The organism is Corynebacterium uropygiale, assembly GCF_021568315.1.
GTDB lineage: Bacteria > Actinomycetota > Actinomycetes > Mycobacteriales > Mycobacteriaceae > Corynebacterium > Corynebacterium uropygiale.
The window spans coordinates 295481-320214 of the sequence record NZ_JAKGSI010000002.1 but is presented as its reverse complement, the minus strand read 5'-3'; the positions used below and the strand labels follow the sequence as shown (position 1 = coordinate 320214).

Annotated in this window: 23 protein-coding genes; 1 reads left to right on the top strand and 22 read right to left on the bottom strand. The window is 66.7% G+C overall.

Translation table 11 applies throughout. The annotated features are described in order from the left end of the window. From L1O03_RS05015 to tpx, 3 genes are all read right to left on the bottom strand, one after another. On the bottom strand, positions 1-642 hold the full coding sequence (locus L1O03_RS05015; RefSeq protein ID WP_236118332.1) for an MBL fold metallo-hydrolase: 642 nt from the start codon (positions 640-642) through the stop codon (positions 1-3). 10 nt (positions 643-652) lie between these two features. Continuing rightward, entirely contained in the window at positions 653-3187 is a 2535-nt protein-coding gene (gene pepN / locus L1O03_RS05010; RefSeq protein WP_236118331.1) for an aminopeptidase N, read from the bottom strand. A gap of 131 nt (positions 3188-3318) precedes the next feature. Continuing rightward, positions 3319-3816: a thiol peroxidase gene (tpx, locus tag L1O03_RS05005; RefSeq protein ID WP_236118330.1), complete on the bottom strand. Its 498-nt coding sequence runs from the start codon at positions 3814-3816 to the stop codon at positions 3319-3321. A 174-nt stretch (positions 3817-3990) separates the two neighbouring features. Here tpx and L1O03_RS05000 point away from each other — a divergent pair, with 174 nt between their 5' ends. Further along, positions 3991-4809 carry a peptidylprolyl isomerase gene (locus L1O03_RS05000; protein ID WP_236118329.1) on the top strand — a complete coding sequence of 273 codons (819 nt, stop codon included), beginning with the start codon at positions 3991-3993 and terminating at the stop codon, positions 4807-4809. A gap of 126 nt (positions 4810-4935) precedes the next feature. On the opposite strand, the gene L1O03_RS04995 is transcribed toward L1O03_RS05000, so the two are convergent. The 19 genes from L1O03_RS04995 to thrS all read right to left on the bottom strand — a co-directional run bounded on the left by L1O03_RS04995 (position 4936) and on the right by thrS (position 24660). Beyond that, positions 4936-7215, bottom strand: coding sequence for a RelA/SpoT family protein (locus L1O03_RS04995; RefSeq protein WP_236118328.1), 2280 nt, complete (start codon positions 7213-7215; stop codon positions 4936-4938). Positions 7216-7257: 42 nt separating this feature from the next. Beyond that, complete coding sequence (locus L1O03_RS04990) at positions 7258-7827, bottom strand: adenine phosphoribosyltransferase (protein WP_236118327.1); 570 nt, start codon at positions 7825-7827, stop codon at positions 7258-7260. 18 nt (positions 7828-7845) lie between these two features. Then, a complete protein-coding gene (locus L1O03_RS04985; protein ID WP_236118326.1) occupies positions 7846-9435 on the bottom strand; it encodes an ABC transporter substrate-binding protein in 1590 nt (529 codons plus the stop codon). A gap of 10 nt (positions 9436-9445) precedes the next feature. Next, positions 9446-10543, bottom strand: a complete 1098-nt coding sequence (gene secF / locus L1O03_RS04980; protein ID WP_236118325.1) for a protein translocase subunit SecF — start codon at positions 10541-10543, stop codon at positions 9446-9448. After that, a complete protein-coding gene (gene secD / locus L1O03_RS04975) occupies positions 10543-12399 on the bottom strand; it encodes a protein translocase subunit SecD (protein WP_268913908.1) in 1857 nt (618 codons plus the stop codon). The genes secF and secD overlap by 1 nt, the downstream gene beginning before the upstream one ends. 185 nt (positions 12400-12584) lie before the next feature. Next, positions 12585-13043, bottom strand: coding sequence for a preprotein translocase subunit YajC (gene yajC / locus L1O03_RS04970; RefSeq protein WP_236118324.1), 459 nt, complete (start codon positions 13041-13043; stop codon positions 12585-12587). Between the two features lie 37 nt (positions 13044-13080). Next, a complete protein-coding gene (gene ruvB / locus L1O03_RS04965) occupies positions 13081-14178 on the bottom strand; it encodes a Holliday junction branch migration DNA helicase RuvB (protein ID WP_236118323.1) in 1098 nt (365 codons plus the stop codon). Next, on the bottom strand, positions 14178-14807 hold the full coding sequence (gene ruvA, locus L1O03_RS04960) for a Holliday junction branch migration protein RuvA (RefSeq protein WP_236118322.1): 630 nt from the start codon (positions 14805-14807) through the stop codon (positions 14178-14180). The genes ruvB and ruvA overlap by 1 nt, the downstream gene beginning before the upstream one ends. Before the next feature lie 56 nt (positions 14808-14863). Next, positions 14864-15385 carry a crossover junction endodeoxyribonuclease RuvC gene (gene ruvC / locus L1O03_RS04955; protein WP_236118516.1) on the bottom strand — a complete coding sequence of 174 codons (522 nt, stop codon included), beginning with the start codon at positions 15383-15385 and terminating at the stop codon, positions 14864-14866. A gap of 120 nt (positions 15386-15505) precedes the next feature. Next, complete coding sequence (locus L1O03_RS04950; protein ID WP_236118321.1) at positions 15506-16261, bottom strand: YebC/PmpR family DNA-binding transcriptional regulator; 756 nt, start codon at positions 16259-16261, stop codon at positions 15506-15508. Positions 16262-16310: 49 nt separating this feature from the next. Next, positions 16311-16955: a pyridoxal 5'-phosphate synthase glutaminase subunit PdxT gene (gene pdxT, locus L1O03_RS04945; protein ID WP_236118320.1), complete on the bottom strand. Its 645-nt coding sequence runs from the start codon at positions 16953-16955 to the stop codon at positions 16311-16313. Next, entirely contained in the window at positions 16952-17818 is an 867-nt protein-coding gene (locus tag L1O03_RS04940) for an acyl-CoA thioesterase (protein WP_236118319.1), read from the bottom strand. Before L1O03_RS04940 ends, pdxT begins: the two co-directional genes overlap by 4 nt. Before the next feature lie 21 nt (positions 17819-17839). Continuing rightward, positions 17840-18745 (bottom strand): pyridoxal 5'-phosphate synthase lyase subunit PdxS, encoded by a 906-nt coding sequence (pdxS, locus tag L1O03_RS04935; RefSeq protein WP_338026126.1) that lies wholly within the window; start codon positions 18743-18745, stop codon positions 17840-17842. Positions 18746-18858: 113 nt separating this feature from the next. Next, a complete protein-coding gene (locus tag L1O03_RS04930; RefSeq protein WP_420830302.1) occupies positions 18859-19338 on the bottom strand; it encodes a LemA family protein in 480 nt (159 codons plus the stop codon). Between the two features lie 9 nt (positions 19339-19347). Then, entirely contained in the window at positions 19348-20451 is a 1104-nt protein-coding gene (locus L1O03_RS04925; RefSeq protein WP_236118317.1) for a glycosyltransferase family 4 protein, read from the bottom strand. Continuing rightward, complete coding sequence (locus L1O03_RS04920; protein ID WP_236118316.1) at positions 20448-21356, bottom strand: phosphatidylinositol mannoside acyltransferase; 909 nt, start codon at positions 21354-21356, stop codon at positions 20448-20450. Before L1O03_RS04920 ends, L1O03_RS04925 begins: the two co-directional genes overlap by 4 nt. Then, positions 21353-22006 carry a phosphatidylinositol phosphate synthase gene (gene pgsA, locus L1O03_RS04915; RefSeq protein WP_236118315.1) on the bottom strand — a complete coding sequence of 218 codons (654 nt, stop codon included), beginning with the start codon at positions 22004-22006 and terminating at the stop codon, positions 21353-21355. Before pgsA ends, L1O03_RS04920 begins: the two co-directional genes overlap by 4 nt. Then, entirely contained in the window at positions 21999-22634 is a 636-nt protein-coding gene (locus L1O03_RS04910; protein ID WP_420830293.1) for an ATP adenylyltransferase, read from the bottom strand. Before L1O03_RS04910 ends, pgsA begins: the two co-directional genes overlap by 8 nt. Next, positions 22594-24660: a threonine--tRNA ligase gene (thrS, locus tag L1O03_RS04905; RefSeq protein WP_236118313.1), complete on the bottom strand. Its 2067-nt coding sequence runs from the start codon at positions 24658-24660 to the stop codon at positions 22594-22596. The genes L1O03_RS04910 and thrS overlap by 41 nt, the downstream gene beginning before the upstream one ends. Positions 24661-24734 lie beyond the last annotated feature (74 nt).

The window sequence follows — 24734 nt, the reverse complement described above, 5'->3', positions numbered from 1 at the left end:
CTACCCCAGCTGGAGGAGGAAGGGATTGCTCCGCCGCTCCTGGGCCATGGTGCTGGGCGCCCCGTGCCCGGGGAGAATCGTCACGTCATCGGCGAGGGGTAGGACCTTCTCCCGCAGACTGCGCATCATGGCGTCGGGGTCGCTGCCCGGGAGGTCGGTGCGGCCGATCGAGCCGCGGAAGAGGACGTCGCCGCTGAAGCACACCGTTCCGCTGCGCAGCATGACGCATCCCGGGGAGTGACCCGGCGCGTGGATCACCTCCAGGGGTAGGCCCGCGAGCTCCACCGTCTCCCCCAGCGCGCGGAGATCTTCGATGGGGGTCATGTGCGCGGTGTCGAAGAGCTGCGCCGCTTCGGCCGAGACCCCGCCGTGGGGGTCGCTGAGCATGGGGTGATCGGCCTCGTGGAGGCTCACGGGCAGTCCATGGGCGGCGGCGAGCTGCCCGGCATCCCGCGTGTGATCGATATGCCCATGGGTGAGGACGATGTCGCTTAACCTCAGGTTTTTCTCCTTGAGCAGCGCCTCAATCTGCGGGGCCGCGTGCAGCCCCGGGTCGACGACGCCCACGCAGCCCTCCTCCTCATTAACGACGACATAGCAATTCGTCGCATAGGGCCCCGCGCTGAAGCTCAGCAGTTCCATCCTCTCCTCCTCACTTCTCCTGTCGGGCGCAGATCTCCGCCGCCCGGCGCACCCGATCAGCGCTTTCCACGAGAGTCCGGCGAAGCCCACCCGGCAAATCCGGGCGCTCCTCCAGCCACCGCTGGATGGCCTCCGCCCCCTCGAGGTCCGCAGCCGGAATGAGCCCCGCGATGAGCCGCGTGGACATCTCCATGGGGTATTTCGCCCACCACTCCTCTACAGAGTCAAGGTAGGTCTCGACGCCAAGAAGCTCCGCGCGTTCCTTCCCGGCGGCCTCCCCCGGCCGGTTCCACGCAGCCAGCCCGGCGCGCACCTCATCGTTGCTCAGCTCCCCGGGGGTGAGGAGCTTCTCCAGCAAGGCAGCGCGCCGTCCGGGCGCGGAGTACGTGGCTTCAAAGAAGCGCACGGCGCCGGTGAGCGTGTTGTCCCGGGCGTGCTCCTCCGCCAGCTCTTCCTCCCCCATGAGGCCGAGGCTTCGCAGGGCGCAGAGGATGTTCCAGCGCAGCGTCGGGCCCAGCTCGAGGCCAGGCAGGACCTCCGAGTGAAGGTAGGAGCGCAGGGTGGGGCCGGAGTCCTTGTCGTCGGCGGCTCCCCAGGCGCGGATCGCGGCGCCAAGGAGGATCCGCTGCTCATCGGAGCCGGCCTCGGCGTCGGTGAGCAGGCTCTGGAGGTTGGTCGCGAGGCGGCGCCTGGCCTTCGGGCGCTGGGCCGCCGGGGTGTAGTGCTCAACGCACTGCTCCGCCTGGTCGAGGATGGTTCCCAGCGTCGTCGCATTGCGCTCGGCCCAGGCGTGGATGCTCACGAGGTTGACGAAGTGCTCGGGCGGCAACTCCCCACGCCGAACGAGGTTCCACAGCTGCTGCCAGATGACGGTGCGGCTGAGGGCGTCGTCGAGGGTGGAAAGGTACTGGTCAATGAGGCTGAGGCTGCGCGCGTCGAGGCTGGCGAGGCAGTAGGAGTGGGCGTGGTCGTTGACGAGGACCAGGAGTTCCGCCAGCTCCTCAGGCGGCAGGCCGGTGTCGACGCTGTTCTCCTCCCCGTGGAGCTCGACGTCGAGGGTGGCTCGACGGCTCAGCACGCCGCCTTTCACCTCGAAGAGCCCGATGTCCACGCGGTGGGGGCGGGCGGGACGTTCCAGCGTCCGCAGCCGCAGGCACGAGCCCTCCCTTTCGACCGAGATCATGTCCACGCCGCTCGTCTGCAGCCAGAGGCACACCCATTCGCTGAGGTCGCGGCCGCTCGCGGCGCTGAGCTCAGCGATGTAGTCCTGGAAGGTGGCCGTCTCGTAGGCGTGTGCCCGGAAGTAGCGTCGGGTGGCGTCGGTGAAGACGTCCTCGCCGACGAAGTGGACGAGCTGCCGGAGCACGGCGGCCCCCTTGGCATAGGTGATGCCGTCGAAGTTCTGGCGGGCGGCGTCCACGTCCGGGATGTCCGCGGCGATGGGGTGCGTGGTGGGCAGCTCGTCCTGCTCGATGGCCCATGCGGTGCGCCGGCCGGCGAAATTCACCCACGCGTCCGTGTGCGCGGTGGTAGCCACGCTCGCGGCGGCCCCCATGTACTCGGCGAAGGATTCCTTCAGCCACAGGTCATCCCACCATTCTGGTGTGACCTCGTCGCCGAACCACATGTGGCTCATCTCGTGGAGGAGGGTGTTGGCCCGGGCGGCGCGCTCAGCGTCCGTGGGCTGATCGCGGAAGATGTACTTCTCCGCGAAGGTCACGAGCCCGGGATTCTCCATGGCGCCCAGGTTGTACTCCGGCACGAGGATGCTGTCATAGCGCAGCCACGGGAAGGGGGAATCGAAGAGGTCGCAGAACCAGCTGAGCCCGCGTGTGGTCATCGCGAGGAAATCCTCCGCATCGAGGAATTCCCGCATCGCCTTCCGGCACCACACGCCAACGTCGTGGGTGACGCCCGTCCGGGGATCCGTCCACGTCGTCGATTCGCCGACGTACGGCCCGGCGGCAAAAGCCGTGAGGTAGCTCGAGACCGGCGGCGTGAGAGAGAAGGTGACGCGGCGGCGCCCGCCGTCGAGCTCCTCCTCCTTCTCCGGGTTACCCAGGGAGAAGGCTTTCCATCCGCTCGGAACGACGAGGCTCACCCGCACCCGGGACTTGATGTCCGGCTGCTCGAAGCAGGGGAAGATGCGCCGCGCATCCGAGGGCTCGCAGTGCGAGTAGAGATAGGTGTCCTCCCCATCGACGAAGCGGTGGAGGCCCTGGCCGGTGCGCGAGTAGCGGGACGCGCCGAGGATCTTCACCCTCGCCTGCTCCCCCGGCTCGAGGCCGTCGATCCGGATGATCCCCTCCGAAGCGCAGGCCTCCGGGTCACGCTCCACGCCGTTGATCTGGATGCTGAGGACCTCGCCCAGGTAGTCCAGGTGCGTCTGCGTGGCCTCGCTCCGGAAGGTCCACGTGGCCTCCACGCTCAGCGTCTCAGCCCCCGAGCCCGCCCTCGACACGTCGAGGGCCAGGTCAACGTGGGGATCGCGCACGACTCGGGAACGCTCACGGCAGGTCTGCCGCGTGATGGTGCTCTCACTCATAGTTGCCACCATAGCCCCGGGAGGGCAGGGCCGACGCGTCTGCCCTCCCCTGGGCTTCCCCCTCTCAATCCCCGCGGGAACGGGGCTCCCCCCGTGTCCCCCGCTGTCTCCCACCTGCTGCTGGAGATCTCCTACTGGAGAGCGGCCAGCGCGGCGTCGTAGTCCGGTTCCGTGGTGATTTCGTCGACGAGCTGGGTGTAGGCCACCGTCCCCTCGGGGCTGATCACCACGACGCAGCGTGCCAGCAGCCCCTTGAGCGGGGAATCCTCCAGCACCACGCCGTAGTCCTTGCCGAAGGACGAACGGAAGGCAGAGGCTACCGTGACGTTCTCGATGCCCTCGGCGGCACAGAAGCGCCCCAGGGCGAAGGGAAGGTCGTGGGAGACGCAGAGCACCACGGTGTTCTCCGCGGCGGCGGCGCGCTCATTGAACTCACGCACCGACGCCGCGCACACGCCGGTGTCCACGGAGGGGAAGATGTTGAGTACGATGTTCTTGCCCGCGAAATCGCTGAGGGAGAGTTCCGCTAAATCGGCGCCCACCAGCTGAAAGTCCGGCGCCTGGGCGCCCTTCTCCGGGAGTTCGCCGCTCGTTGTCGTGTCGTTTCCTTGGAAATGTGTCGAAGCCATGCGCCCCACCATAGCCAAAGCAGCGCCCGCGTGCGGGCCTGCACCGCGAGCCAGGACCAGCCGCTCATCCCCGGCGGGTACACTGTCCACGATCACGCAATTCCCCCGGGCCAAGCGAGCCCATCGGTGAGCCTGCCCCTGCCCGGACCCAACGTGGGAAGGAAGAACAACTCAGTGAGCAGCAACAAGGAGCGCGGCGAGGACGCGCTCAAGAAGCTGGAGAAGGAACTCAACGCGCGCGATCGCGCGGAGAAGTCCGGCCCCTTCAAGGTCGCCGCCCTGGCGCTCGTGGCCATCGTCATCATCGCCGGAGGCATCTGGTACTTCGCCTCCCGGGAGGATGACTCCCAAACTGAGGCCTCGAGCGATGGCTCGGTCCTCACTGGAGAGCGCGCCGATACCCTCCCGGACACCGTCACGTGCACCTACAACGAGGCCGGCACCTCCGCAAAAAAGGTGAGCCTGCCTCAGGGCTCGGATATCTCGACGAAGGGCACCGCCACTCTCACCCTCGCCACCACGCAAGGCTCCATCGGGATGAACCTCGATCGCAGCGTGAGCCCCTGCGCCGTCAACGCGCTTAGCCACCTGGCTCAGGAGAAGTTCTACGACAACACCATCTGCCACCGCCTCACCACCGAGGGCATCCACGTCCTCCAGTGCGGTGACCCCAAGGGTGATGGCACAGGCGGGCCCGGCTTCCGCTACGACGAGGAGTACCCCACCGGTGACGCCAAGGCCAGCACTCAGCAGAGCGTGATCTACCCGCGCGGCTCCATCGCGATCGCGAAGTCCGGGAAGAACACCAACGGCTCCCAGTTCTTCCTCAACTACCAGGACAGCCCCCTGCCCCCGGAGTACACCTACGTGGGCACCGTCGACGACGAGGGCCTGAAGACCCTCGACGCCATCGCGGAGAAGGGCACCAAGGACGGCTCCAGCGACGGGGAACCCGCCGAGGAGGTCCACATCGACTCCGCCACCGTGAAGTAGCGCTGGCAGAGTCGAGCACGAGAACGCCCCGCCCTGGTCTCCCTCCGTGGAGGCCGGGGCGGGGCTTTTCCGTCCGTCTCAGGCGCGCCACGGCGCGGCGACACCGCGCTGCGCCGCGGCGACCCCCTAGGACGTCACGCGGTAGACGTCGAAGACTCCTTCGGTATTGCGCAGCGTCGTCATGAGTGAGCCAAGCTGCTTCGTGTCCGAGACCGCGAAGGTGAAGCGGATGGTCGCGATGCGGTCGTCGGCGGCGTGGGAATTCATCGCGGTGACCGGCACCTTGAGATCGTTGATCACCCGGGTGAGCTCGAAGAGAAGACCGTTGCGATCCAGCGCCTCGATCTGCAGGGTGGCGTTGAACGCGCCGCCCGTCTCCGCAGAGGCCCAGGACACGCGGATGATCCGAGCAGGCTCCTGCTGGAGCTTCGCCGCGTTGGCGCAGTCCGTCCGGTGGACAGACACTCCCCCGCCGCGGGTGACGAAGCCGAAGATGTCATCGCCGGGAACGGGCTGGCAGCACTTCGCGAGCTTGGCCATGACGTCGGGACTTCCCTCGACGAGGATGCCGGAGTCACTCTGCTGCGCCTGGGCCCGCGAATTGACGAGCTCGGAGAGCGGAGTGCGATCGACGAGCTCATCCTCGGCATCGTCCTGATCCCCGAAGATGGCCATGAGCCGGTGGGCGACGTGCTGCGCGGACACCCCACCTGAGCCGATGGCCGTGTAGAGGGCGTCGACGTCGGCATAGTGCAGCTCCGTCGCGACGGCCTTCATCGACTGGGCGGTGAAGAGGCGGTGCATGGGCAGCCCGCCGCGCTGCACCTCCGCGGCGAGGGCATCGCGCCCCGCCTCCAGGTGCTCCTCGCGGCGCTCGCGGGCAAACCACTGGCGGATCTTCGCCTTTGCGCGCGGGGAGACGACGAAGTTCTGCCAGTCGCGACTCGGGCCGGCGTTGGTGTCCTTGGAGGTAAAGATCTCCACGCGGTCCCCGGATTTGAGCAACGTTTCTAAAGCCACGAGTTTGCCATTAATCTTCGCCCCAATGCAGCGGTGGCCCACCTCCGTGTGGACGGAATAGGCAAAGTCCACGGGGGTTGAACGAGCGGGAAGATTAATAACATCGCCTTTGGGGGTGAAGACAAAAATCTGCTTAGCGGTGAGGTCGAAGCGGAGGGAGTCGAGGAACTCATTGGGATCCGCGGCTTCCTTCTGCCAGTCGAGGAGCTGGCGCATCCACGCCATCTGATCGACCTCGGCGCTATCTCCCGAATGCGAGCCCTTGGTCTCCTTGTAGCGCCAATGCGCGGCGATCCCGAATTCCGCGTTGTAGTGCATCTCGTGGGTACGAACCTGCACCTCAAGCGGGCGCCCGCCCGGCACCATCACCGAGGTATGCAGGGACTGATACACACCGAAACGCGGGGAGGAAATATAGTCCTTGAAGCGCCCGGGCAGGGCGTTATAGAGGGCGTGAACCACGCCGATCGCCGCGTAGCAATTATTGACGCTATCGGTGAGGATGCGGATGCCCACGAGATCAAAGATCTCGTCGAAATCTCTCCCCTTCACGATCATCTTCTGATAAATCGACCAATAATGCTTCGGCCGCCCCTGCACCTCCGCCGGAATATTGTTTTCCTTGAGGGAGGCCGTCACCTGCTCAATAATGTCCGCCAGATAGCGATCCCGCGAGGGCGCGCGATCAGCAACGAGGCGGACGATCTCGTCATATTTTTTGGGGTAGAGAATCGCGAAGGACAGGTCCTCCAGTTCCCACTTGACGCTCGCCATGCCCAGGCGGTGCGCGAGCGGCGCGATGACCTCGAGGGTCTGCCGCGCCTTCTTCGCCTGCTTCTCCGGCGGGAGGAAACGCATGGTGCGCATGTTGTGCAGGCGATCCGCGACCTTGATGACGAGCACGCGCGGATCCTGGCTCATCGCCACGATCATCTTGCGAATCGTCTCCGCCTCCGCCGCCGCGCCGAGCGCCACCTTATCGAGCTTCGTCACCCCATCAACAAGCCGGGCGACCTCTTCCCCGAAGTCCGCCGTCAGCTGCTCAAGGGTGTAATCGGTGTCCTCCACGGTGTCGTGGAGCAGCGCCGCGACAAGCGTCGTCGTATCCATACCGATCTCCGCCGCGATGGTCGCGACGGCTAGCGGATGGGTGATATACGGGTCCCCCGACTTGCGGAATACCCCCTCGTGCAGGCGCTCGGCCGTCGTGTACGCCCGTTCCAACAGGGCCGCATCCGCCCGGGGGTGAAACTCCCGGTGGATGCTGAGCAGCGGGTCAAGGACCGGGTTGATCTTTACCCGCGTCCCCGTGAGCGAGCGCGCGAGCCGCGCAGACATACTGCGCACCCCCACCGAAGAACGTTGACGATGACGGTCTTGACTCATGAGACGAGCACGTCCTTCCTCTCAGGAGGGTGCGCGGCACCCTCACGACGCAGACTGCGGGCGGTCCTCATCTTCGTTGATGACGACGAGCGGGGCGTCGGCGAGCTTCTCTCGCCCACCCAGGCCGTCGACCTCAAGGACGACGACATTTCCTACTACTTTAGCCCCGCAGTTCTCAATCAGTTTCTTCGCTGCCACCAAGGTTCCCCCCATGGCGAGGACATCGTCGACAAGCACAACCTTGCGCCCCTCGAGGGGGATTCCCTCCGCGGGGATTTCCAGCGCCGCGGTGCCATATTCCAGCGAATACTCCTGGCTATAGACCGGCGGGGGCAGCTTCCCCTTCTTCCGGATGGCGAGAATCCCCAGGCCAAGGCGGTGGGCGACGGCAGAGCCAAGGAGGAAACCCCGGGCGTCGAGGCCACCGATCATGTCGGCGCCGAAGCCCCGCGCGGCCTCCGCAAGCTCCTCAATGATGAGGTGGAAGGCGTGAGCATCAGCGAGGACGGGGGTGAGGTCTTCGAAGAGAACTCCCTTGGCAGGAAAATCCTGAACGTACCTCATCTTTTCTGCGAGGGCATGACGCGCGTCGCGGTAGGTGTTCTCAGTCACGAGGTTTCTTCCTCTTCCTTAGGAATGATCCACTGAACGCCACCGATCCATGTTCCAACCAATCCCAGCTGGCCCGGTGTACACCACCACGTTACCTACCCGATGATCGGCCACGATGTTTCGGGGTTCCGCAGCCAGCGGAATCGTCGGGATGCTCCGCCATAATTCCTGTTCAGTGCGGAGCACGGAGCTCTTATGGCCTGGTTCCACGGGCTCGAGGTCATAGGAGCTCGCCCCGTCGACGGGCAGCAGGTAGGCGTCGACAAACCCCTCCTCGCCGCCATGGGCGCCGACGAGGTCAGCCATCGTCGTCTTTGTGGAGGACACATCCTCGATCGTGATGCCCTGCGCGGCGCAGGAGCGCGCCATCTCCTCGACCATCGCCCGGTAACGCGTGTGCGGGGCGAGGTACGCCACGCGCACGGTCCGCCCCTGGAGTGCCTCAGTATCCTCCGGGTGCCCCTGGGCCTCGGCATCCACCTGAGCGCCCACGCGGCCATAGGTGGGATCGGAGGGGGCGGTGACCCTCGTGCTTACCCACGGCACGGTCATGCCCGCGACATCGCTGGAGGCTTTCGCCACCGCAGCGCTATCGACGCAGCTCGCAAGCGCCCGACGCGCCTCCTGATCCTCCATCACCCCCGCGGAGGCGAGGACGAGGGAATCGGTCCGCTCGCTCACCTCCTGGTTGATTCGCAGCGGGGGCGCGGAATCCTCGCGGGACACGGCGCTCGGGTCTTTATCGACGAGGTCGGCGAGCACCGGCGTCGCCTCATTCGGAGACGCGACATCCCCTCGGCCGGGACGCAGATAAACATCCGGGATGTGGGGGCGGTCCCCGGGATAGTACTCATTGACCGCGAGGTGCAGGTCCCCCTGCGCGCTCACCCCCGCGAGACGATAGGGCCCGCTGGACACCTGGAGCTCCGGGTCGGGACGGGTGGGGTCAAACCCGTGGCGCCAGACGTCGATGAGCGGGGCGAGCCGCTCCGCGTCCCCGTCGACGAGCGCCTCCCGCGCCTCCGCCGGGTCCATCCCCGCCCGCGCGACGATGGTATGGAAGGGCAGCACCGTCCCGGGGCCGAAGAGCTGCTGCCAGCGCTGGCCATAACTTGGCTCGAAGCTCACCTCGGTGGTGCGGCCATCCGGCGCGCACTGTATCTCCGCGATGTGGGAGGCCACGGGGACCACCGACCCGAAGGCCTCGGGCATCATGGCTGCCGTCGCGGCGAGAAGATAATCATCACAGCTCATGGGGTGCCCATCGGAGTAGGTAGCCCCCTCGCTGAGGGTGTAGCGGATCCGGGTGTCCTCCCCAGGCAGGCGCTCGGCACCGACCAGATCCGTATTGGGCAGCATCTGCCCACCCGGGCCTGCGATCATGGCTCCGGGATAGATCCGCGCGGCCAGCACCGCGGCATCCGAGGAGGCCCCCTCGAGGCTTGCCGCATTGAGGGTGAGCGCCGGACGCTGCGTGAGGTAAATAGGCGCGCCGTCATAGTCCGCCCCGGTATGACCCGGTCCGCTCTGACAGCCCGCAACACCCATTCCACAGACAAGAACCGCCGCGAGCGCAGCACGGCGAACACGGCGGTGGAGAGTCATCATCACGATGCTCCTATGAACGGTTGGGTCGCCAGCTCGCGCCGGGGTTGATCCTCTGCGGGCTCTCGACACGACGGCTACCGCGAGACGATGCCTCGTCCCCCTCCGCCTCCGCGTCCTCCTCGGGGCTCAGCCCCTGGCGGACGCGCTCGACGGCCGCGGTGTGCTGGCGGATCTTCTTCCGGCGTCCCTCCATCCCCACGAGCAGCGGGGTGGCGAGGAAGATCGAGGAGAACACGCCCTCGATGACGCCGATGAGCTGAATGAGCGCGAGGTCCTTCAGCGTGCCCACCCCCAGCAGCCAGACAGCAACAATCATGAGCGCCAGAATCGGCAGAGCCGAAATCACCGACGTAGAAATCGAACGCATGAGGGTCTGGTTCACCGCCAGGTTAGCCTGCTCGGCGAAGGTCCGGCGATGCGAGTCAAAGAGCCCCACGGTGTTCTCATTGACCTTGTCGAACACGATGACCGTGTCATAGATCGAGAAGGACAAAACCGTGAGAAGGCCGATGACGGTGGCCGGGGAGACCTCAAAACCGCACAGCGCGTAGAAGCCGGAGATGACGATCGCGTCGACGAGCAGCGCGAGCATACCGGCGATGGCCATCGTCCGCTGCAGCCGCAGGGCGATGTAGATGAACACGAGGACGAGGAACACACCCACCGCGAGGAGCATGCGATCGGTGATCGTGGAGCCCCAGGACTCGGAGACCGTCGAGTCACCGATGGCATCCGGCGTGGGCGTGCCGCTGGCGTCCTTCGGCTGGTAGGCGTCGAAAATGGCCTCGCGGGCGGCGGAGATCTGATCGTCGCTCAAGCGCTCGGAGTTGATCTCGAGCGTGCGGGAATCGCCTGCGCCCACGATCTGCGTGAGCTCCGGGGTGACGCCCGTTGCGTCGATAAACGTGTCCTCCACCTGCTCCACCTGGAGCTCGCCGGCGGGCATCGACATGCGGGTGCCGCCTTCGAAGTCGATGCTCCACTCGAAGCCGCGGAAGGCCATCGCGAGGAAGGAGATGAGGATACAGACGATGGCGATGCCGTACCACAGCTTGCGGCGTCCGACGACGTCAACACCGCCCGTCCCGGTGTAGAGACTGGTCTTCATTATTTCTCCTCCGTCTCATGAGCAGCTGAGGGTTCCTCCGAGGCAGCCTCCACCTCCGCGGTAGAGGCTCGACGGGATTCCTCCGCGGCGTGGGCGAACGCGTGCCCCATGCCATTCACCGACGGCTTGGCCCAGAAGGGGCGCCGCGAGGTGAGGAGGATGAGCGGCGCGGTGACGAGGAAGGTCACCGCAATATCGAAGATCGTGGTGAGGCCCAGGGTGAACGCGAAGCCCTTCACCTCTCCGATGGCCAGGAAGTAAATCGCGACGGCCGCGATGAAGGTCACCATGTTGCCGGTGATGATCGTGCGACGGGCGCTATCCCACCCGCGGGGGACCGCGGAGCGGAAGGTCCGGCCGTTGCGCACCTCATCCTTGATGCGCTCGTAGAGGACGATGAAGGAGTCCGCCGTCGTGCCGATACCGATGATCAGGCCCGCCACGCCCGAGAGGTCCAGCGAATAGCCGATCCACCGGCCCAGCAGCACGAGCACGCCATAAATCACCGCGCCGGAGGCGGCAAGGCTGAGCAGGGCGAACACGCCGAAGAGACGGTAGTAGGCGAAGACGAAGATCGCCACGAGGATGAGTCCCACCACGCCGGCCACAAGGCCCGCCTTGAGCGAGGCGGTACCCAGGGAGGCGGGCACCGTCACCACCGTGCCGCCGGCCTCACCATCCGGGCCCGCGAAGGAGAGCGGAAGGGCGCCGTAGCGGAGGTTGTTCGCCAGGTCCTGGGCCTCCTGCTGGCTGAAGTCCCCTGTGATGGAGGTGACGGCCCCGACGGGGGTGGCGCTCTGAATCTGCGGGGCGGAAATGACCTTCGAGTCCAGCGTGATAGCGACCTGCTGGTGGAGGTACTCCTGGGTGAGCTTGGCCCAGGTCTGGCCGCCGGTTTCCCCGTTGTCGGACTTGAAGGAGAAGGTGATCTCCATCTGGCCCGTGTCGGGGTTCATGCCACCGTTGATCGGGCGATCCGTGTTGATGGATGCGCCGGTGAGGCGCTGGCCCTCCTTGCCCGGCTGTCCCTCCAGCAGAGGGGCGGGGTCAAGGAGATAGGCTTGCCCGCTCGCCTGGTCACAGGTGACGAGCGGCTTCGCCGGGTCATCGGTTCCCGCCAGCTGGTCCGTGGACTCATCGCAGACGAGGAGCGCCCGCGCGGCCTCCTGCACGGTGGGATCCGTCGACTGACGATCCTTGCCGAGCATCTGCGTCGTCTCCCGACGCTGCTTGGCGATCTCCAGGGAGTTCTTCGGCTCCGGGCGCGGGGTGGCGCTAATTTTCGGGGCCGTGAGCTTCTGCTGCCCCGGCATCTGGGCGAGCGCCTGGTTGGCCTGATCGACGTAGGTCTTCGTCTTCTCCGTGGCCTGCTCCGGGCTCAGCACCCGGTACTCCACCCAGCGATTGGCCATCTCCTGGAGTGTGCTGGACAGCTTGGCCACGTCCGGAGCCTCGGGGTGCGCCACCGGGCGGAAGAGCAGCTGGGAGGTTTGGCCCACCATGCGCGCCTGCGAGGTGTCCTCCCCCGCCACGGTGATGACCAGCGTGTTGCCGTCGATGACCACCTCGGCATCCGAGACGCCCATGCCGTTGACGCGCTGCTCCATGATGGTGCGCGCCTGCTGGAGCTGGTCTTGGGTGGGCTCCTCGCCCTGCGGGACGAGGGTGATGCGGGTACCTCCCTGCAGGTCAATGCCCAACTTGGTGGCTGCCTGGCGATCTCCGGTAAAGAAGATCAGCGCGTAGACGACGATCACCAACAGCACAAAGAGCGCTAGGAAGAATCGGGCACGGTGACGGCGGCTCTGTGACGTCGCCGCCACCGTCCGACCCCGTGAAGCAGATGATGCGGACAAAATACTCTCCTCGCGTGGTGGCTCGGGGCCACGAATACAGGCTTGGATGGATCCGATGGTTCATCGTACGTCATGGCCCCTCCCCCGCGGTGCACCGGCTCACGTGATAAAGGCCGCCCTTACTTACTCAGCAAGGACGGCCACATGCCTGTGCCATCACAGCAGCTCAGGACGGTGTTCCCCGGTTAGGAGTTGGACGGCTTTCCTTCCTCGCGCCCCCACTCCGTGGGCTCCTCCCGCGAGCTTTCGAGCGCATCCTCCGGGTTCTCGACGCCCGAAGCCCGCTCATCATTCATCTCAGTGGCGGGGGCCTCGGGCACCTCGGGCGCCGCCTCGGCCGGAGCGCCGCTCACCTCGCCGGGGGCCGCGTGCTCGGCCTCGTTGGCATAACGGACGATGCCCATCCGCTCCACCGTGATCTCCACCTTGGGGGCGATCTCCAGGCGCACCTCATTCTCGGTGAGGCCGACGACCCGGCCGTGGACACCGGAGGCGGTGATGACCTCATCACCGTGGGCCAGCCCAGCGCGGAAGGCGTTGAGCTTCTCCATCTGGCGGCGATTCCGGCGCGAGGCCAAGAAGACCGGCAGGAAGAAGACAACGAGGAGCAGGATGAGCAGAAGAAGACTGTTTCCTTGAGACATAGTGCCTCCCAGTCTGCCACACCGGGCGGGCGCCGGCCTACTCCTCGGAGTGCGTATCGTGCACGCCCAGGGCGCCCTCTGGCGGTTCCAGCCCGAGGTGGAGCCAGGCCCGCGCCGTCGCCACACGGCCTCGCCCGGTACGCGCGATCATGCCGGCGCGCACGAGGTAGGGCTCGCACACCTCCTCCACCGTAGAGGGCTCCTCCCCGACGGCCACCGCCAGCGTGTTCACGCCCACGGGACCGCCACCGTGCCCCTTGACTAGCACGGAGAGGACCGCACGGTCGAGGCGGTCAAGCCCCAGCGAGTCCACGTCGAAGACCTCGAGGGCCCCCTGCGCGGCGGCCAGGTCGATGCGCCCATCGCCGTGGACGTCCGCATAGTCGCGGACCCTCCTCAGCAGGCGGTTCGCGATGCGCGGCGTGCCCCGCGAGCGGGAGGCGATCTCCGTCGAGGCCTCATGGTCGATGTGCACGCCGAGGATCCGCGCGGCGCGATCCACCACACGGGTGAGGTCCTCGACCCCGTAGAACTCCATCTGCGCGGTGAAGCCGAAGCGGTCGCGGAGCGGGCCGGTGAGCATGCCGGCGCGCGTCGTCGCCCCCACGAGGGTGAAGGGGGGAATATCGAGCGGGATGGAGGTAGCCCCCGGGCCTTTGCCCACGATGACGTCGATGCGGAAATCTTCCATCGCCATGTAGAGCATCTCCTCCGCCGGGCGGGCGATGCGGTGGATCTCATCGATGAAGAGGACGTCACCCTCCATGATGTTGGAGAGCATGGCGGCGAGGTCCCCCGCCCGCTCCAGCGCAGGCCCGGAGGTCATGCGAAGGCTCGTACCCAGCTCCTGCGCGATGATCATCGCCATCGTTGTCTTCCCCAGCCCGGGCGGCCCGGAGAGCAACACGTGGTCCGGGGTCACGCCGCGGCGGCGCGCCCCGTTGAGGACCAGCCCCAACTGATCGCACACCTTGGGCTGGCCGATGAACTCCGCGAGGGACTTGGGACGAAGGTTGAGCTCCGCATCCTGCTCGCCCGCCTGGGCAGCGGGGTCGACGGTGTCCCGACGCGAGGACGCCCGCGAGCCCTGCGGCTCCTCCGGCAGCCGGAACTCCGTCTTTTCGATATTCGCCATCAGCGCGCACCTCCAATCCTGCTCAGGGACTCACGGAGCGCGTCGGATGTGTCCGCCTCCGGGTGCTCGGCGAGGACCGCCTCCACGGCCGAGGTGGCGGTCTTTTCCGGGAAGCCGAGCGATACAAGGGCCTCCGTGACCTGCTGCGCCACCGCGCCCGAGGGGGCCGCGGCGGCCACCCCCGCGGCCTCGCCGGCCACGCTCTCCCCCACATCCGCAGGCTCAGCGAAGGCGGCAACCTTGTCCTGGAGGTCCACAATCATGCGGTCCGCCATCCTCTTGCCCACCCCGGGCACCCTCTGCAGGGAACGAGCGTCCTTCTCCCGGATGGCGCGGGCGACCTCGGCGGGGCTGAACACCGAGTCCACGGCGAGCGCAATCTTTGGGCCCAGCCCGGACACGCCGCGCAAAAGGTGGAACATCTCCCGGCTCTCCGCGGAGGAGAAGCCGAAAAGCTGGATGTCGGAATCGCGCACCACCATGCTGGTGAGTACCATGGCTTCCTCCCCGCGCACGAGCGTGCTCAGAGTCCTCGGGCTGGCCAGAAAGCCATAGCCCACGCCAGCGCACTCCACCACCGCCCCGGTGAGGCTGATATCAATAACGGTTCCGCGTAAAGAGGCGATCATGCTGCTCGCTTTCCTGATTGGTGGACGGGAGTGCTCGGACGGAGGGGCGACGGGGACTAGTGGGAGCGCTGCTGGGTTTTGAGAAGCTCTTCCGCTTGCCGGTGGCGCGCGATCATGGGCGCACGCCAGCAGTGACACACGGCCAGGGCCAGGGCGTCCGCGGCATCGGCGGGGCGCGGCGGCTCCGAGAGCCCGAGGATGCGGGTAATCATGGTGGTCATCTGCTTCTTATCGGCCCTCCCGTTCCCGGAGATGGACTTCTTCACTTCGCTGGGCGTGTACTGGTGAACGTCGATCCCCCGCTCCGCCGCAGCGAGTATGAGGACCCCCACCGCGTGGGCCGTGTTCATGACCGTCGAGACGTTCCCGCGCTCAAACACCCGCTCGATGGCCACGACGTCCGGCTGATACTCGTCCATCCACTCGGACACACCCTGGGAGAGGTCGAGGAGCCGGTGAGTCAGCGGGGCGTCGACCGGAGTGCGCGCCACCCCCACGGAGATCGGGAGAACCGCGCGCCCCCTCCCCGCCTGGACAACAGAAAGCCCGCAGCGAGTCAGTCCCGGATCAATCCCCATCACTCTGAGGCCTTCCACCGATACTCTCACCACGGGCGCCTTCCTTTCACTGTGCGTCGAAGCGCGTCATCGAGACTCAACTTAGCACATATGTTTGAGGAAGGGGTGGGTCTGCGCAGCTTATTCCGCGTTGAGCTCTGCAAGCACCTCGTCGCTCAGGCTCATGTTGGTGAACACATTCTGGACATCGTCGGAGTCTTCGAGTGCGTCGATGAGCCTCATAATCTTGCGGGCATCGCCGGCCTCCAGGGCGACCTCGACGCTCGCGCGGAAGTCCTGCTCGGAGTCGTCCACCTCGATGCCGGCCTCCTTCAGGCCCTCCTTCACCGCGGTGGTGTCACTCGGCGCGGAGACGACCTCGAACTTCTCGCCCAGGTCGTTAACCTCCTCGGCGCCGGCGTCGAGCACGGCCATGAGGACATCGTCCTCGGTGAGCTCGCCCTTGTTGACGAGGACCACGCCCTTGCGGCTAAACATGTAGGACACCGCGCCGGAGTCCGCCATGCTCCCGCCGTTCTTCGTCATGGCGGTGCGCACCTCGCTGGCGGCACGGTTGCGGTTATCGGTGAGGCACTCAATGAGCATGGCCACACCGTTGGGGCCGTAGCCCTCGTACATGACGGATTCCCAGTCGGCGCCGCCGGCTTCTTCGCCGGAACCGCGCTTGCGGGCGCGCTCGATGTTGTCGTTGGGGACGGAGGCCTTCTTGGCCTTCTTGATCATGTCGTCGAGGGTGGGGTTTGCGGCAGGATCCCCACCACCGGTACGGGCAGCGACCTCGATGTTCTTAATGAGCTTGGCAAATTCCTTGCCACGCTTGGCGTCGTTAGCGGCCTTCTTGTGCTTGGTGGTCGCCCACTTTGAGTGCCCTGACATTCTTGTCCTTCCTCATTGCGTACCGCCGGGAAAGCCCCGGCTCGGCGGTTTAACCCTTGCGATTATACGCAGCGCCCTCGGCGGGGAGAACGCCTGCCCGCTCGAGGAAGTATCGGTGGAATCGGGTGTCGACGGTCACCTCCGGGTGGAAGGCCGTCGCGAGCATCGAGCCCTGTTCGACGGCCACCACGGCGCCGCGATGCTGCGCAGGGATATGCTCCCCGTCCGGTACTCGGGCGAGCACCCTCACGCCGGGGCCGCACTCCTCCACCTTGGGCGCCCGGATGAACACGGCGGGCAGGCTCATTCCGCCCATGCCCTCGCAGTCCAGGTCGCACTCGAAGGAGTCCGCCTGGCGGCCAAAGGCGTTGCGTCGCACCGTGATGTCCATGGCCTCGAAGCCGCGGGCATCGGGGCGAGTATCGAGGACCTTCTTGGCCAGCAGGATCATGCCGGCGCAGGTCCCATAGGTGGGCAGCCCCTCACCGATGAGCCCGGCCAGCGGCTCGCGCAGCCCGCCGAGGCGAAGGAGCGTGCACATCGTCGTCGACTCGCCCCCGGGCAGGATGAGCGCGTCAAGGCCGTCGAGGTGCTCTGTCCGCCGCACGAGGACCGGCTCAATGCCGAGGGCACGGAGGCTGCGCTGGTGCTCCGCGACCCCACCCTGCAGGGCGAGGATTCCAACCGTTGTCACTGTTCTCCTTCCTGGAGCTTGGCGATCGGGATCGACTTGCTGCCCTCGCGCAGCGTCCGCGTGAGCCCCTCCTGGGTGACGATCGCCACGAGGTTCCCCTGCTCATCGAAGATCCTCCCGTGGACGAGGGAGCGCCCACCCGCGGAGGACGGCGTGACCTGGTCATAGAGCAGCCACTCGTCGGCGCGGAAGGGGCGGAGGAACCACATCGCGTGGTCGAGGGAGGCCATCTGCACGGGGAAGCCGGGGTGCGGAACCATCGCGCAGTGGAGCAGCGTCATATCGGACATGTAGGCGAGGGTGCAGACGTGGAAGGTGTCATCATCCGGCAGGCGCTTCTTCGAGCGGAACCAGACCACCTGCTGCCCCGCCGAGTACGGATTGTGCGGATAGGCATCCTGGGGAACCACGCGGATGTCCCAGTCGCACCACTCGTCGAGGAGCGCCCGCGAACTCGCGGAAAGCTGGGACCTGTCCTCCCCGATCTCCTCCGGGCGCGGCACCTCCCGCATGGCGTCGGAGTGTTCGGGGCCGACGTCATCCTGGCGGTGAAAACTCGCGTGCATGGAGAAGATCGTCGTGCCGTCTTGGACGGCCCGCACCTGGCGGGTGGCGAAGCTCCTCCCATCGCGCACGCGATCCACGAGGAAGATCGTCGGTTCGGCGGCCTTCCCCGGCGCGATGAAATAGCCGTGCAAGGAGTGCACCGGCCGCTCTGGGCCGACCGTCTGCACCGCCGCGACGAGCGCCTGCGCGGCGACCTGCCCGCCGAAGGTTCGGGTGAGATCGGACTCGACGGCCGGGCCGCGGAAGATGTCGCGGTCGATGCGCTCGAGCCCGAGGATCACTTCAATGTCGGTCACGGCTACCTCCTTGGGGTGCGCTTACCAGCCGCGCTCGGCGAGCCGGTGCGGGGCGGGAATCTCGTCGACGTTGATCCCCACCATCGCCTCGCCGAGGCCGCGAGAAACCTCGGCGATCGTTGCCGGGTCATCGTAGTTCTGGGTGGCGGCGACGATCGCGCGGGCGCGCTTGACCGGATCACCAGACTTGAAGATGCCGGATCCCACGAACACGCCCTCCGCTCCCATCTGCATCATCATCGCGGCATCGGCCGGGGTGGCGATTCCGCCGGCGGTGAAGAGCACGACGGGCAGCCGCCCGGTGTCCGCGACCTCCCGAACGAGCTCATAGGGGGCCTGGAGTTCCTTCGCGGCAACATAGAGCTCATCCTTCGGCAGGGAGCCGAGCCGCTTGATCTCCGCGCGGATGGTGCGCATGTGGGTCACCGCGTTGGAGACGTCCCCCGTCCCGGCTTCGCCCTTGGAACGGATCATGGCCGCGCCCTCGTTGATGCGGCGCAGCGCCTCGCCGAGGTTCGTCGCCCCGCACACGAAAGGCACCGTGAAATCGAACTTGTCGATGTGGTTCGCGTAATCCGCCGGGGTGAGCACTTCGGATTCATCAATGAAGTCGACGCCCAGAGACTGCAGCACCTGGGCCTCCACGAAGTGCCCGATGCGTGCCTTCGCCATGACGGGGATGGACACGGCGTCGATAATGCCCTCAATCATGTCCGGATCGGACATCCGGCTCACGCCACCCTGCGCGCGGATGTCGGCGGGGACGCGCTCCAGCGCCATGACGGCGGTGGCACCCGCGTCCTCGGCGATCTTCGCCTGCTCAGGCGTGACGACATCCATGATGACGCCGCCCTTGAGCATCTCTGCGAGCCCGCGCTTCACCCGCGCGGTGCCCGTCGACTCCTGCTGTCCCTTGTTCTCAGTCACGCTGACGCGCCCTTTCTCTTCTGCGGTGACGATGACCACAACATCATAGAACCCTGTTCAATGCTGCGGCGGCCCCCACCCCCGCCGTGGGGAGAGTCAGCGGCTGGGCGGCCTTATTGGGGGCGCTCGTCGAGGACTGTGTCCTCGACGAACTCGAAGTACTCCGGCAGCGCGGCCGTCCCTCCGAGCCGCAGGGCGCGTACCAGCGGGCGGGTGCGCAGCTGCCGGGTGGAGCGCACGGCGTCGTTATAAAAGCGGTGCGCGAGCTGGAGCCTGGCGTTGGCGTCGACGATTTGGGGGCTGTACTCCTCGTGGGCCTTCGCGATGGCGCGGGAGAGCTCCGCCTCCTGGCGGGCACGGTCCTCGAAGCGCTCGGGGGTGAGCGGGATGGCCTCGGTGTGGGCGGCGAGCTCGCGGACGTCGGGATAGAGGGCGGCGCAGACGGCGGCGCGGCGGTCGAGGGCAGCCTGGAGCTGCGCCCGCGCCGAATCCGTCCGAATGTGCAGGCGATTAAGCCGCTGGGCCACCATATACGCCCAGCTCAGCCCCGCCGTGATGAGCACGGCCACGAGAACCCACAGAAAAACAGTCAGCGTCATGTTCTACTCCCTGTCGAGGCCCACCCGGCTGCCGTCCGCGACAGTATCGTAGATGCGGATGACGCGGTCGGTGACGTGCGCCCAATCATAGAGGGCAGCCCGCCGTCGCCCGGCGTCCACGAGGCGACGGCGCCTCGCCGGGTCATCGATGAGTTCGCGCAGCGCCTCCACGAGCCCCTCGACGGAGCCGGTCGGGAAGAGCCGGCCTGCGGGTTCCTCGGCGTCGGCATCGCACACCGCCCGGAAGGCGGGCAGATCGCTCGCAACGACGGCACAGCCCGCGGCCATCGCCTCGACGAGGACGATGCCGAAGCTCTCCCCTCCCAGGTTCGGGGCAACGTAGATGTCTGCGGAGCCGAGCACGTCCGCCTTCTCCTCCTCGGACACGCGCCCGAGGAAATCGACCCCCTCCACGCTGCGCGGGGAACCCGCCCCCATGACGCTCACGCGCACCGATCGCCCGAGTTGGGGCACCGCCGAGTGGAGGACGTCGAGCCCTTTGCGCTGCTCATCGAGGCGCCCGAGGAAGGCGATGTGGACCGGGCCGGGCTCGTCGTGGCGGTGGCGGCGCCAGGCCTGCTCGTAGACGGCCGTCTCCACCCCGTTGGGGATGAGGACCGGATCCCCGCCCAGCTGCTCCACCTGCCAGCGCCGGGCCATCTCCGAGACGGCAATTCCGCCGCGGATCTTCTCCAGGTAGGGCTTGAGGATGGGCAGGAAGATGCGGAGGATCATCGAGCGCTCGGAGGAAGCGTGATAGGTGGCGACGAGCGGTCCCGTCGCCACTTTGAGAGCCGCCATGGAGAAGCTCGGTGAGTTGGGCTCGTGGATGTGAAGGATGTCGAACTGTCCATCCGCGATGAAGGTGCGCATCCGACGAAACACCCGGGGCCCGAAGGCCAGGCGCGCCACCGAGCCGTTGTACGGGATCGGGATGCTCCGCCCGCCGCGCTGGACAAAGCTCGGGACCTCCGTTTCCGGGGAGCACGGACCGATCACGCGCACCACGTGCCCACGCTGGCGCAGGTGGCGCGCAAGATCGAGGATGTGCGCCTGGACGCCGCCAGGTTCATCGAAGCTATACGGGCAGACCAGTCCGATTCTCACTTCGCCCCCTGCGTGCGGTTCTTGAGCCGGCGTCGGCGCTCGACGTCCTCCGGCCACAGCGGCTGGAGGAGGTGCCAATCCGCCGGGTGGCGCCGGATGTTCTCCTCCATCTGCGTGGCCACGCGCTGCACCGTGTCCGCCAAGTTCGTGACGGGGATCTCCGGCCCGCACCGCAGCCCCCAGCGCCCTTCCTCGGGGTACCACGAGTGGACGACGTGCAGCGCCGCGTCCGTCTCCTCCGCGAGCTTCACCGGGCCGGCCGGCATGGTGGTTTCCTCCCCGAAGAAAGAGGTGGGCACTCCCCGCTGGCGAATATCGCGCTCCCCCAGCAGGCAGACGATTCCCCCGCTCTCCAGCACGGCCTTGAGCCGGGGATAGGCGGAGCCCTCACCTGTCAGCGGCAGCACCTGGAAGCCGAGGGAGGTGCGGAAATCGACGAAGGCCTGATACAAGACCTCCGGTTTGAGGCGCTCGGCTACCGTCGTGAACGCTCCACAGTGGTGCACGAGGAACACCCCCGCCATATCCCAATTCCCCGAGTGCGGGAGCACGAGCACAACGCCCTTCCCCTTCGCGACGCTCGCCTCGAGGTGCTCCTTCCCCTCGATCGTCTCCTCGAGGCGCTCGATGAGGTCGGGGCGCGTGTGCATCGACGGCAGGCGGAAAGCCTCCACCCAGTAGCGGGCATAGGAGCGCATAGACCGACGCACAAGCTCCCGGGTCACGTTCTCCTGGCCCACCACCCGGGCGAGGTTTCGGCGCAGCTGATCCATGCCCTTCCCCTGGTCACAGGCCCAGTCGGCGGCACGGTACGCGACGCGCAGCACGAGCCGCTCGGGCAGCAACCTGGCGACCCTCCAGCCCATGAGGTAGCCCGCCGCGGCGAGAGACTCCTGAACCGTCATCCCCTCGATGCCTCCGGTGATCCCGCGGGCGGTGCCATGGGCGCCTGGGCCTGCGGGTCACGCGAGGCCATGATGAGGCGCTGGATGACCGTCGCGATGGAGCCGACGGCGAGCAGCACGATCGCCACCTCCACGGCATAGGGCACCCCGAGCCCCTCGAGGCCAATCCCCACCAAGCCGAGGATGAGGCGCTCCGGGCGCTCCACGAGACCGCCAATGATCTCGATGCCGCCGGCCTCCGCGCGCGCCTTGACGTAGGAAATCACCTGGCTGGTGATGAGGACGCACAGGCTCGCCGCCACGATCGCGGGGTGGGCGTGGTCGGAGTAGACCAGCCACCACGTGATGGCGGCAAAGAGGATGCCATCGGTGACGCGGTCACAGCTGGCGTCGAGAGTGGCGCCGAAGCTCGTGCCGCCTCCCCGCCGGCGGGTCATCGTGCCGTCCACCATGTCAAGAGCGGCGAAGATGCCGGAGAGCACCGCCGCGAGGAAGAGGTGCCCCGTCGGGATGAGGGCCAGGGCGATGACCGCCGTGACCACCGCGCCGCCGATGGTCACCGTGTTCGGCGTGACCCCCGCTTTGAGTAAGGCGGTAGCGATGGGCTCAAGGATCACCGCCATCGGGCGGCGGCCGTGCACGCTAAGCATCCTTGTCCTCCTCTGCGAGGCGTGACCACTCCTCTGCCAGGATAAGCCGAGTCTGCTTCAAGAGCTCGGGCAGAACCTTGGTCCCGTCTAGCACTGTCATGAAGTTAGAATCCCCGGGCCAGCGCGGCACGACGTGCAGGTGGAGGTGATCCCCCACGGAGCCGCCGGCTGCCCGGCCGAGGTTGAATCCCACGTTGATGCCCTCCGGGCGGGAGACCCGCTTGAGTACGCGGATGGCGTGCTGCGCGAAGGACATCAACTCTGCGCACTCTGAAGGAGTGAGGTCCTCCAGCTGCGCGACCTTACGATACGGAACGACCATGAGGTGGCCGGAGTTATAGGGGAAAAGATTGAGGAGGGCATAGACCTCGCGGCCTCGCGCGATGATGAGGCCGTCCTCGTCGCTGAGCTGCGGCGCACGGACGAAGGGGTCCGCCGGCTTCTCAGCGTCTTTCACCTGCGGGCACTTGCGGATGTAGTCCATCCGGTAGGGCGCCCACAGCCTCTCCAGCCGGTCGGGGGTCCCCACACCGGAGTCGGTGTAGGTGTTCTCCCCGGAGCTGCTGTGCTCATCATGGTCAGATCGCTTAGTCACGGTTGCCGAAGTTCTCCTTCGTGGGCTGGTCATTTCGCTGAGAGCGTACCCATTCCTCGATGAGGTCCGCAGCCTCCGCCACCGGCACGCCATTGACCTGGGTGCCATCGAGGAAGCGGAAGCTCACCGCCTGGGCGGCCACGTCGCGGGCGCCAGCCAGCACCATGAACGGCACCTTGTTCTGCGTGTGGGTGCGGATCTTCTTCTGCATGCGGTCATCGGAGCAGTCGACGTGAGCCCTGATCCCGCGGGCGCGCAGCGTATCGCTGAACTCCTGCAGGTGCGGGATGCAGTCATCCGCAACGGGGATGCCCATGACCTGCTCGGGCGCCAGCCAGGCCGGGAAGGCGCCGGCGTAGTGCTCGAGCAGCACGCCGAAGAAACGCTCGATGGAGCCGAAGAGCGCACGGTGGATCATGATCGGCCGCTTCTTGGAGCCATCGGGTGCGGTGTACTCCAGGTTGAAGCGCTCAGGCAGGTTGAAGTCCAGCTGCACCGTCGACATCTGCCAGGTCCGGCCGATAGCGTCGCGCGCCTGGACGGAGATCTTCGGGCCGTAGAAGGCGGCTCCGCCCGGATCCGGCACGAGCTCGAGCCCGGAGTTCACCGCGACCCGCTCGAGGATCCGCGTGGACATCTCCCAGATCTCGTCGGTGCCCACGGACTTGCCGTCGTCCCGGGTGGAAAGCTCCAGGTAGAAGTCGTCGAGACCATAATCCGAGAGCAGCGAGAGCACGAACTGCAGCACATTGGTGAGCTCCTCTTCGAGCTGCTCCTCGGTGCAGTAAATGTGCGCATCATCCTGCGTGAAGCCGCGCGCGCGGGTGAGGCCGTGCACAACGCCGGACTTCTCGTAGCGGTACACCGTACCGAACTCGAAGAAGCGCAGCGGCAGCTCACGGTAGGAGCGCCCGCGCGAGGAGTAGATGAGGTTGTGCATGGGGCAGTTCATCGGCTTGACGTAGTAGTCCTGGGGCTGCTTGGTGCAGTGCCCCTCCTCGTCGTATTCGCCGTCGAGCTGCATCGGCGGGAACATGCCGTCAGCATAGAAGTCGAGGTGACCGGACTGCTTGAAGAGGTCGCCCTTCGTGATGTGCGGGGTGTAGACGAAGTTGTAGCCCGCCTCCTCGTGCCGACGACGCGAGTGCTGCTCCATCTCGTTGCGCACGATCCCGCCCTTGACGTGGAAGACGGGCAGGCCGGAGCCGATCGCGTCCGGGAAGCTGAAGAGATCCAGCTCGGTACCGAGGCGCCGGTGATCGCGCTTCTCCGCCTCCACGAGCATGTCGAGGTACTCATCCTGCGCTTCCTTGGACTCCCAGGCGGTGCCATAAATGCGCTGGAGGCCGGCATTCTTCTGGTCGCCACGCCAATAGGCCGCCGAGGAACGGGTCAGGGTGAACGCCGCGATGTAGCGGGTGGTCGGGACGTGGGGCCCGCGGCAGAGATCGAACCACTCCGTCTCCCCCGTCCGAGGGTTGACGTTGCGGTACCCGGTGAGCTGCGTGCCGCCGACGTCGACGGACTCGTCATCGTCCTCAGAGACATCGCCCTTGGACTTATCGACGACGAGCTCCAGCTTGTAGGGCTCATCCCGCAGGGCCTCGCTGGCCTCCTCCGGGGAAGCGAAGACGAATTTCTCGAATCGCTGGCCGGACTTGATGATCTTCTTCATGCGCTTTTCCAAGCGCTTGAGGTCCTCGGGGGTGAAGGGCTCCTCGACGTCGAAGTCGTAGTAGAAGCCGTTCTCGATGGCCGGGCCGATGCCCAGCTTGGTGCCCGGGAATTCCGCCTGGACGGCCTGCGCCAGCACGTGGGCGCAAGAGTGACGGATGACCGATCGACCCTCCTCGGTGGAGGCGGCAATCGGAGTGCATTCCGTGTCGGTCTCGGGCACGAAGGCGAGATCCCGCAGCGTGCCCTCGGGGTCCCGCACGCAGACGACGGCGTCCGGCCCCTTGTTCGGAAGGTTGAGCTCCTTCATTGCCGCCCCAGCGGCAGTGCCCGCCGGAACCAGGAAAGGCTCATAGGCGGGCGAGGTTTCGATGGCGTTCACCATGCGTGGTGCGCTCCTTTGCGCTCGAGGGTGGCGGCATACCTGGCCGCTCACCCGCGTACAGATTCTCACAGCTC

What these genes read in the sequence shown, in the direction of transcription:
- L1O03_RS05015 (WP_236118332.1), bottom strand. Translation starts at nt 642, where the DNA reads ATGGAACTGCTGAGCTTCAGCGCGGGGCCCTATGCGACGAATTGCTAT.
- pepN (WP_236118331.1), bottom strand. Translation starts at nt 3,187, where the DNA reads ATGAGTGAGAGCACCATCACGCGGCAGACCTGCCGTGAGCGTTCCCGA.
- tpx (WP_236118330.1), bottom strand. Translation starts at nt 3,816, where the DNA reads ATGGCTTCGACACATTTCCAAGGAAACGACACGACAACGAGCGGCGAA.
- L1O03_RS04995 (WP_236118328.1), bottom strand. Translation starts at nt 7,215, where the DNA reads ATGAGTCAAGACCGTCATCGTCAACGTTCTTCGGTGGGGGTGCGCAGT.
- L1O03_RS04985 (WP_236118326.1), bottom strand. Translation starts at nt 9,435, where the DNA reads ATGATGACTCTCCACCGCCGTGTTCGCCGTGCTGCGCTCGCGGCGGTT.
- secF (WP_236118325.1), bottom strand. Translation starts at nt 10,543, where the DNA reads ATGAAGACCAGTCTCTACACCGGGACGGGCGGTGTTGACGTCGTCGGA.
- yajC (WP_236118324.1), bottom strand. Translation starts at nt 13,043, where the DNA reads ATGTCTCAAGGAAACAGTCTTCTTCTGCTCATCCTGCTCCTCGTTGTC.
- ruvB (WP_236118323.1), bottom strand. Translation starts at nt 14,178, where the DNA reads ATGGCGAATATCGAAAAGACGGAGTTCCGGCTGCCGGAGGAGCCGCAG.
- ruvA (WP_236118322.1), bottom strand. Translation starts at nt 14,807, where the DNA reads ATGATCGCCTCTTTACGCGGAACCGTTATTGATATCAGCCTCACCGGG.
- ruvC (WP_236118516.1), bottom strand. Translation starts at nt 15,385, where the DNA reads ATGGGGATTGATCCGGGACTGACTCGCTGCGGGCTTTCTGTTGTCCAG.
- L1O03_RS04950 (WP_236118321.1), bottom strand. Translation starts at nt 16,261, where the DNA reads ATGTCAGGGCACTCAAAGTGGGCGACCACCAAGCACAAGAAGGCCGCT.
- L1O03_RS04920 (WP_236118316.1), bottom strand. Translation starts at nt 21,356, where the DNA reads ATGACGGTTCAGGAGTCTCTCGCCGCGGCGGGCTACCTCATGGGCTGG.
- pgsA (WP_236118315.1), bottom strand. Translation starts at nt 22,006, where the DNA reads ATGCTTAGCGTGCACGGCCGCCGCCCGATGGCGGTGATCCTTGAGCCC.
- L1O03_RS04910 (WP_420830293.1), bottom strand. Translation starts at nt 22,634, where the DNA reads ATGACCAGCCCACGAAGGAGAACTTCGGCAACCGTGACTAAGCGATCT.
- thrS (WP_236118313.1), bottom strand. Translation starts at nt 24,660, where the DNA reads ATGGTGAACGCCATCGAAACCTCGCCCGCCTATGAGCCTTTCCTGGTT.